7 protein-coding genes are annotated in these 9,711 nt (G+C 45.7%); all 7 read right to left on the reverse strand.

The window, feature by feature from the left end; translation table 11 throughout:
* Position 1: 1 nt before the first annotated feature.
* A complete protein-coding gene (locus tag AACQ17_RS04330; RefSeq protein ID WP_094147748.1) occupies positions 2 to 3,886 on the reverse strand; it encodes a YhdP family protein in 3,885 nt (1,294 codons plus the stop codon).
* A gap of 10 nt (positions 3,887 to 3,896) precedes the next feature.
* Positions 3,897 to 5,366 (reverse strand): ribonuclease G, encoded by a 1,470-nt coding sequence (gene rng, locus AACQ17_RS04335; protein ID WP_017047090.1) that lies wholly within the window; start codon positions 5,364 to 5,366, stop codon positions 3,897 to 3,899.
* A 22-nt stretch (positions 5,367 to 5,388) separates the two neighbouring features.
* Positions 5,389 to 5,955 carry a Maf family protein gene (locus AACQ17_RS04340; protein ID WP_094167732.1) on the reverse strand — a complete coding sequence of 189 codons (567 nt, stop codon included), beginning with the start codon at positions 5,953 to 5,955 and terminating at the stop codon, positions 5,389 to 5,391.
* Positions 5,952 to 6,440, reverse strand: coding sequence for a rod shape-determining protein MreD (gene mreD / locus AACQ17_RS04345; RefSeq protein WP_013857872.1), 489 nt, complete (start codon positions 6,438 to 6,440; stop codon positions 5,952 to 5,954). The genes AACQ17_RS04340 and mreD overlap by 4 nt, the downstream gene beginning before the upstream one ends.
* Positions 6,430 to 7,317, reverse strand: a complete 888-nt coding sequence (gene mreC, locus AACQ17_RS04350) for a rod shape-determining protein MreC (protein ID WP_094147818.1) — start codon at positions 7,315 to 7,317, stop codon at positions 6,430 to 6,432. The genes mreD and mreC overlap by 11 nt, the downstream gene beginning before the upstream one ends.
* A 51-nt stretch (positions 7,318 to 7,368) precedes the next feature.
* Positions 7,369 to 8,412, reverse strand: a complete 1,044-nt coding sequence (locus AACQ17_RS04355) for a rod shape-determining protein (protein ID WP_013857874.1) — start codon at positions 8,410 to 8,412, stop codon at positions 7,369 to 7,371.
* A 170-nt stretch (positions 8,413 to 8,582) separates the two neighbouring features.
* Positions 8,583 to 9,711: DUF6701 domain-containing protein (locus tag AACQ17_RS04360; protein ID WP_339366199.1), on the reverse strand; the 1,129-nt coding region annotated here is incomplete at its 5' end.

The raw sequence follows: 9,711 nt of genomic DNA on the forward strand, positions 1-9,711 counted from the left end.
CCTATTTTTCAGTCAATTTTCTCAACTTTTCTGGCAATTTAAACTCGCCCCTACTACGTGAAAGCTCTTTAACAACCGGTGAATTAATTGGTCCTTTAACCTCATAATTGACTTGGGTAAAGACCTCAACCACAGGTGCAATCACGGTCGTAATAGCTAGGACATACAGCGCTGTTTGCGGCGTCACCGCAAAAGCCGTCAAGACGGGAATTCCTGATGTGATGTCTGGTACAAAATTCACCTCAGCATCGACGGTGCGGCTATTGAGATCCGCTAAGCCTTTAATGGTCATTTCACCGGCAACAGCATCCATTTTGATGTTGTTGGTAACAAAAATCCCTTGCGAAATTTCACCACTGCCCGTAATTGAGTTAAAGGCCATTCCTTTATCAAACACGTCACTAAAATCGAGCTGCATTTTACGGATAATGGAATCTAAACTGAATAATCCGAGTAAACGAGCGGCACCGCTGACATCAGAAACGACACCTTTACCCATAGTAGTCTCTATCTTGCCTTCTAAGCTGTCGATCTTCATTGACCAAGGCGCGCCATCCCATTCGGTTTGACTCGACATTTCAAATGGCGCTCTTTGGATACCGGAGCTGATGCCAAAGCGCTCCATCAAATCGCTATTATTGTCACCTTTCATGGTGAGATTCAGTTGAGTATGGCTACGCTCATCACCTTGTGCATCTTTATTCAACGTCCAAGCACCATTGATAGTCACTTGGTTTGAACCACTACTGATATCAATCTTCTTCCATTGCAAAGTATCACCTTGCCGTTGGAAGTCCATATTCATCTTGCCCACCTTGTAACCCTGCAACCAAAGATCATCAATGGCCAAAGTTAAGTTTGGCACCAATCGATGAAACTGTCGGTCAAAATCAGTAATAAGCGGCTCAGACTGGCGGTCTTGATCAACCAACAGTGATTTTTTGGAGCTGTCCTCCAGCTCAGGAATGTAAACGTGCAAGCGTTCAAGCGAGACGGACAAATCATAAGGTTCAATATAACTCGCTTGGCCTTTTGCTTCTTGGCTCTCGAGCTGTGCGTACCAACCGAGATTTTTACGTCTGGCATTAAAATCAACATCGTGCCACTCAATGCCCGCTAGTAGAAGTGCTTTGACGTTGATGTCCACTCTCTCTGGTGGTGGGATCTCGGGAGTATTCATCTCCGCTAGAGCTGATTTTTTCTTCGGTTGAGGCTCATTGGCCAAACTCAACCATTCATCCAAATTAAAGGTATCGCTGCGGATCTGCGCATGGTGGCCAACCACTGGGCTGATTTTGAAATTGCCGCTCCCTACTATGAGATTGGTGGCTGTCAGGCGTGGTTTTTTCGATGTGATATCGATTTCAGCTTGGTATTTCGCTTGTGGTAATTGTAGGCGAGCGGTGATCGACTCTTGGTTACCCGATGCTTGCAAGTGGGCTTTGCCTGCCACGTTGAAGGCTTTTTTTAGCGGGTAAGGGTAATCACTTTCTATCATTTTTAAATCGGCTAAGGTGTCGATTTGATAAGTGAAACCGACATCATTGAGTTGAATATCAACGCCCATTTGCCAAGGAGCATGCCCTTTTAAACGGTTTAGCCAGCGCTCACCGACAAAAGGCGTCAGGGGTTTAATATCCCAGTCTCCCACCACATCAATATTCACCGCGTAACCTTGGCTGGCATTTTCACCTTTAAAATCAATCGAGATCGGTTGAGTCAGCAGATCCGCCGACAAACCAGCTGCCGTCACAACGTCATTATCAAATTCAATTTTGCCAGAGACACCCTCAAGCACCATTGGCGGTGCATCAATTTCCACGTGGTTATTATTTAAATTCGCCCAACCCCACGCTCGGGGTTCCTGCTCACTATCAAAAGGAATACGAAGCTGAAATTCAGATTGCACTTCGCCACTGACTTGAATCGCCGTTAACGCCGCTCCCACCGAATCCACTAAAGGCGTTGAGGTCATATAGTCGCGTACGGCATTGCCTTGGGCTGTTGCACTGGCTTCGATTTCGATGTGTCCACCTTCGGCTAGTTCAGGTATTCGCCCTGTGATCCGCTGAGCAGTGACATCCATTAAGGTCGCAGAGTGTGAATCAAGGTACATCGCATCGTTTTCAAACAGCAGATCGAGTTGCAAATTGGTGATCGGCGGCCACGCCGTATCAAAACTAAATTTCGCCTCTTTTAAACTAACCCAAGCTTGGAATACGCCAGTGTTTTGTTGGTAGGGAAAATCGCCAAGTTCACCATACCAAAGCAGTTTAGCGGTGTTGGCTTTACCGCCTTGAATCGCAGTAGAGAGATAGTCTGTTAACTTGCGCCCCAATGCTAAGGTGGGCAAATAACGCCAAGTTTCACCTGCATTGTATAAGTCCGCTTCCGCATAAAATGAAAGTAAAGGGCTGCGTTTTTCAGGAAAATCGAGACGAAATGATCCAAGCACTTGTAAGTCAGGCGTCGCCGCAGTCACTTTACTGGCCCACAATGACCAGCCATCGTCTTGCTTTTGCCACACAACATCGGCTTCACCTTGACGAATATTCAATGGTGCTTGGAAAACATCACCATAAGGTAACACGTCATCAATCAGCGTTACTTTGGCGCGGGCACTCTCCATGCTACCTGCAATGGAGGCTTTGAGATGGTGTACTTGTGGCAATAACTGCCATTGCGCCATGGCGCCATCACTGAGTTCAGCCGAATAACGAAGCGATTGCAGGCTATCTCCTTTGCTGAGCCGAATATCTTCTAAGGTGCCCCCAAAATCCAATTGCTGCAAAAGCTCGTTCGTTTTGCTGGAATCGGGCATCATTTTCACAAAGGGAAGCAAAGTTTTTATGTCCAACTGAGATAAGTTCAAACGCCATTGCGTCGGTTGCCATTCAAACGCGACATCAAGTTTAGGCCACACTTCGTCATCCGTGCGCAACTGAAGTGAGTAAGCGTTAACTTGCCATCCTTGTTCAATAGGTAACAGTTTGATGATTCCCGACTCTAACAACAGTTCATGCTGACGCTCTTCACCCCAAACCAGTTCAGAGGGCTTAAGTTCGACATAGCCATCTTTGGGTTGGTTATGTTCTAAGGTCAGCCAGGCATTAAAACTCACCTGTCCTTTCTTAATGCCGGTTTCGTCTTTGAGATAACGAGTCAACCACGGGTTTATTTTGATATTGTCAGCGCTAACATAGAAGCGACCTGAAATATCGCGTAGTGAACCATGATCTTCAAAGTTAGCACTCACTAACAGAGAGTTAATACTGGTATCAGCGATGCTCACCACGCCTTCAGCTTTATGTTGCTGAGCGTTATTTTTCCACCGAAGACGTTCAATATCTAACTGGCGAATCTCCCCCGCGACAGATTGATAGAAAACCGTCGAGTCGAGTAGCGCAAAATCATCCAATTGCCGCAACAGTAGGTTGTCTAAACGTTGAATGACATTGCCTTGTGTGCGGCTCTGTTGGTTATCTTCAGCCTGTAGATCAAGCCAGTTTACCGAGCGAATATCCAATTTGAGTTGATGAATACTGAGATCCGCGACCACAGGTTGCATTTGCAGTATTGACTGAATGAGGTCAAATTCAACATCGATTTGCTGCGCAGAAAAGTGAATTTGCGATCCATCAGGTAGCTTTGCTTTTAGCCCCTTAAGTGCAATTGACGGGTGAGTATTACGCCAAAAACCAGTGACCTCACTTAATTCAAATTCAAAACCTGAATTTTGGTTGATCAACGTTTGTATTTCGCCTTGGAAACGATTCATTTGTGGCAAAAACACACGCAAGGTGGTGACAGCAACAGCCAGCACCACTAGTACGCTAACGATAAACCACAATACTATTCGCCAAAGGCGCGTAAAAGTTGAGATCACAAAAGCCCTACTACATCATCACAACGTCAAATTGTTCTTGAATATAAAGTGGCTCCGCTTGGATGCGCACTTCTTTTCCAATAAACACTTCCAACTCAGCAAGAGCATGAGACTCATCACCTTGCAAGGTTTCTGCCACCGCAGGGGATGCGTAAACCACAAATTTATCCGCATCGTAAGCACGGTTGACACGCGTGATTTCACGTAAGATTTCGAAACAGACGGTTTCAACGGTTTTCACACTGCCGCGGCCTTCACAGGTTGGACAACTTGAACATAACACGTGTTCAATACTTTCACGGGTGCGCTTACGCGTCATCTCCACCAAGCCTAACTGCGTAAAACCATTAATATTCGTTTTGACGCGATCTTTAACCAGTGCAGCATCTAAGGAGTTGAGCACTCGCTTACGGTGCTCTTCAGACATCATATCGATAAAATCAATAATGATGATGCCCCCTAAGTTGCGCAAACGTAATTGACGGGCAATGGCTTGGGTCGCTTCAACATTGGTATTAAAAATGGTTTCTTCGAGGTTACGACGGCCAACAAACGCGCCAGTATTGATATCAATCGTGGTCATGGCTTCAGTTTGGTCGATGATAAGGTATCCACCAGACTTGAGCTCCACTTTACGCTCGAGAGAACGCTGAACCTCGTTTTCGGTGTCGTACATATCAAAAATAGGCTTGTCACCTTCATACAGTTCAAGCTTATCGGTTAACTCAGGCACAAACTCTGAGGTAAACTCTTTGAGGTTCTCAAATTCAAGGCGCGAATCGACTAAGATCCGCGTCAAATCGGTGCCGACAAAATCTCGTAAAATACGCTGAGCTAAACCCAATTCGCCATACAGTGTCGAGCGTGTTTTGTATTTAACTCGACGCTCCAACACTTTCAGCCATAGCCGTTTAAGAAAGGCGGCATCTTGTGAAAGCTCTTTCTCATCAGCCCCTTCAGCGGCGGTACGAATAATAAACCCACCGTGCTCATCACAATAATGAGCCACGACTTTTTTGAGACGATCACGCTCTGATTCACTTTCAATGCGTTGTGAGACACCAACATGACTTGCGCCGGGCATAAAAACGAGATAGCGCGAAGGTAGGGTAATATCTGTCGTTAAACGGGCGCCTTTAGTGCCTAATGGATCTTTGACCACTTGCACCACGATATCTTGGCCTTGACGAACTAGCTCTGAAATATCACGAACTTGAAACTGCTGTTTTTCGTTCTCAGCCACACATTCAGTATGAGGAACAATGTCAGAAGCGTGAAGAAAAGCGGCCTTGTCTAAACCAATATCGACAAAGGCGGCCTGCATTCCGGGAAGAACTCGGCTGACTTTTCCTTTGTAAATATTGCCCACAATGCCGCGTTTCGCTTCTCGCTCAATGTGGACCTCTTGAAGAACTCCGCCTTCAATCATCGCCACTCGAGTTTCACTCGGGGTGACGTTTAGTAGCAACTCTGCACTCATGAGTACACCTCAATGTTTTTAATTATATAAATTCGTGCAAGAGCTGGTCAGTTTCGAATAATGGTAATCCTACAACAGCGTAATAGCTGCCTTCGATCTTCGTTACAAATCGTCCACCCAATCCTTGAATGCCATAACTGCCAGCCTTATCGCAAGGTTCACCCGATTGCCAATATTGTTCTATTTCTTCATCTGACAAAGGTTTAAACCATACATCCGTCGTTACTACGACGGATTTAGAATGATTATGTGTTGCTACGGTTACGGCCGTCATCACTTGATGTTTTGTACCAGATAGGCTGCGTAACATCTGTTGTGCTTGAGCAAAATCAGCGGGTTTTTCAAGTACTGTTTCACCTTGCACGACTATGGTATCAGACCCAATAACTATCGAAGCAGGGTTGGATAAAGCAACACCAGCCAGTGCTTTATCACGTGATAAACGTTCAACATACACTGCTGGGGCTTCATGCTCATTACGGCACTCTTCAACGTTGGGCACCACAATATCAAACTGATAACCCAGTTGAGTCAGTAACTCTCGTCTTCTTGGCGAGCCAGAGGCTAATACAATTTTTTTATTCATCATCTAAGGTGCCAGTGGCGTCGCACACGACGAAGCAGTAGGAACATCCAAGGCCATAATATGCAATTGATCATACCAACCCATAGCGAGAGCGGGTTAAATGTCACATCTTGAATTAAATATTCGCCGCAGAAGATCAGCACTTCAAGCAACATAGATAACACGCCAATAATTACAGCTTGTTGCCATAACGCCATATTACGCAGCACTAAGAAGTTAATCGCCACTAAGTAGACAACAATGGCCATCATCATGCCTCGAATGCCCAATGTTGAACCAAGCAGCAGATCCCATAACAAACCAAGGATCAAAGCCGACCCTACGTTGACTCGATGCGGCAACGCTAAAACCCAATAGCATGTCACCAGCAGTAACCACGATGGGCGCAGTAGATCCAGCTCACCCGGCCAAGGGATAGTTTGTAAAACCAGAGCAAAGAGAAATGATGCACCAATCACCAATTTACTTTTCACGACACTACTGGCCATCGGTTGCTCCCTCTAACATTTTCTCTGGCGTAACTTGCAATACTTTCTGCTGCCTATCTTCGTTAGGCCAGATCAACAGCAAATAGCGTAGACGATCAAAATCCACCACGGGATCGGCGGTGATCGACACAAATTCACGCTGGGTATCTTTGTCGACCACCGAAACGTGTGCGACAGGATAACCTTCAGGATATACGCCCCCTAAACCTGATGTGACGAGCAAATCGCCCACTTCAATATCGGTGCTGGTGGGAATGTGTTCCAATTGAATACGATCCACCTGGCCATTCCCTGAAGCAATCACTCGAATATCATTACGAATAATTTGCACTGGAATCGCACTATTGGTGTCAGTCAGCAACAACACCCGGCTGTTATGCGCCGCCACAAAAGTCACTTGGCCAACAATACCTTTATCGTTGATAACGGGTTGCCCTTCGTAAACGCCATCCGTTCGCCCTTTATCAATCACAACTTGGTGACGATAAGGTGAGGTATCGACCGCCATCACCTCAGTGACAACCTTCTTTTCATCACGAACAAAAGAAGATCCAAGCAATTTACGTAACCGTTGGTTCTCTTCGCGGTATTGATCAAACAAGATCAAATCACTTTTCAAGGTGATCGCTTCTCGTTTTAAACGTTGATTCGATTCAATCAGTTTTTGATGAGTGGCGAATCGCTCATACAGATCATCAAACATGCTGCGCGGTAAATCCGCCATGTATTGAATGGGAGCCACTAAGCTATTAAGAAAAAAACGAACGTTGGAAAAAGCACCTAAACGACTATCAGCCAGCATAAGACTGGCTGATAAAATCACGGCAAAAAAGAGACGTAGCTGAAGAGATGGTCCTCGACCAAATATTGGCTTCATTCTATAAAAATCCTAGATGTCATGATGGGAGCTTTACGGCTCCCAAAGCCATTATTCTTCGCTAAATAGGTCGCCACCGTGCATATCGATCATTTCCAACGCTTTACCGCCACCAAGGGCAACACAGGTTAGAGGATTATCGGCAACCACGACTGGTATTCCCGTTTCTTCGGTCAAGAGGCGGTCGATATCTTTGAGCAGCGCTCCACCACCGGTTAATACCATACCATTTTCTGAGATATCAGAAGCAAGCTCTGGCGGACACTGTTCAAGCGCAACCATCACCGCAGAAACAATACCGGAAAGCGGTTCTTGCAGTGCTTCTAATATTTCATTGGAGTTAAGAGTAAAGCTACGAGGAACCCCTTCAGCAAGGTTACGACCACGAACTTCAATCTCCATCACTTCATCGCCGGGGTAAGCCGAGCCAATTTCATGTTTGATTTTCTCTGCGGTCGCTTCACCGATTAAGCTGCCGTAGTTACGACGCACATAATTGATAATCGCTTCATCAAAACGGTCACCGCCGATACGCACAGAGGAAGAGTAAACCACACCGTTCAAGGAAATAACGGCAACTTCAGTCGTACCGCCACCGATATCGACCACCATTGAACCCGTTGGTTCAGAAACACGCAGACCAGCTCCGATGGCCGCCGCCATAGGCTCATCAATCAAATACACTTCACGCGCGCCAGCACCGAGTGCTGATTCACGAATCGCACGGCGTTCAACTTGGGTGGAGCCACAAGGCACACACACCAGAACGCGAGGGCTTGGTTTGAGTACACTGTTGTCATGCACCTGCTTGATGAAGTGTTGCAACATTTTTTCGGTCACGTAGAAATCCGCAATCACGCCGTCTTTCATAGGACGAATTGCAGAAATATTCCCCGGCGTACGACCAAGCATCTGCTTAGCGGCATGACCGACAGCAGCAACGCTTTTTCCACCACGACCTTTATCTTGGCGAATAGCAACAACGGAAGGCTCGTCGAGGACAATACCTTGTCCTTTAACGTATATAAGAGTATTGGCGGTACCTAAATCGATCGATAGATCGTTGGAAAACATGCCACGCAGTTTTTTGAACATATTCTTCGCTCGTCCTGCAAGAATTAGAAGATAGAAAATTGCACTAAATGTACCAATGCCTTGCGATCACAGCAAGGCGTTGACGCATAAACATGGACTGAAACACGCAATTTCTAACAGATTCCTAACTTAGGTAGAAAAATCTCTATGAATTTGTGTGAATTATCCGGTTAATTTTTTTCACGCCACCAGATTACCCGGTCGCTGCCTCGGTACAATCCAAACTGTACTCGGCCTGAGATACTGTCTTCAAAGCTATCATTAGCATCAGCATCAACACGTAACCAAGGTAACAAAGTTGAAAGATCGTAGCTGTTCGCGACAACACCAGTATTCGCCGAACCTGGCGGAGTATAATCCACACTGCTCACTCCAGAACTTAAATCACCAGCCAATGTCACTTTTACTTCTGGCGGTATCGGTGTGCCATTTTTCAGCACAGTAAAATCCGAGGAATTGAAAACAAAATTATCAATTGTGGGGAGACTGGTACAACTGTCAGCTTTATTTAAAACAAAGCTATTGGAGGTGAAGTATTCACTGGTAATAGGTTGACTTAAGCCACTAGTTTCTGGGCCATAAGTGTCGTGGATCACCAGTTTTCCCCAACGCTGATTCTGACTCTCTGAATATGGAAAATCATAGCCAATACACCCCGAACCACCGCTTGTTTGATAGCACACACCGTCTAAATCTTTCGTATCATCAATCGAGAGCTGTAAAATCACTCCCTCAGCGATAGGCTCTACCGGAGCGTAAGGCTTGTCATAGCGAATTTGAGCATTTTCAAGCCGAGCAATAAAGTTACTTGCATCAATAACCACACTTCCCGGCCAAGCAAATCCCTCCTGCGGGTTTAATAATCCCGGTGTTTCAGTATCAGTGATATTAAAACCTGAACTTTGCGCTGAAAAGTTTCGATAGAGCCAAGGATTACTGTATCGCCACCAGCTACCAATCTTGTAATTCTCCGTCTCACCTTCGCCATTAGTACCCAATTCATCGTAAAATCGCCCTGCTACCGCAACTTCAGGTAACCGATCAAATTTCATTGCCTGCCCCAAATAAGTGAAAGTGCTACATGCTTGAGAAAAACTAGGAGTATTACCCTCTAGGTGTAAATAATAGGGAGTAAAACGGCCTGTAGACCCAGTTGAGGCAACCGAGATCGGCAAATTAGCCGCAGTTAAATCTAAGCCAAGATAGGATGTGGGCGGGGCTAATAAAAAATCAAACACACCAACTTCAGTCACACTCTGTTGAACGGTTGTAACCTCTCCCAGCTCATGATCGTAATTC

This window comes from Vibrio sp. V10_P2A27P122, assembly GCF_963874335.1.
Taxonomy (GTDB): domain Bacteria; phylum Pseudomonadota; class Gammaproteobacteria; order Enterobacterales; family Vibrionaceae; genus Vibrio; species Vibrio anguillarum.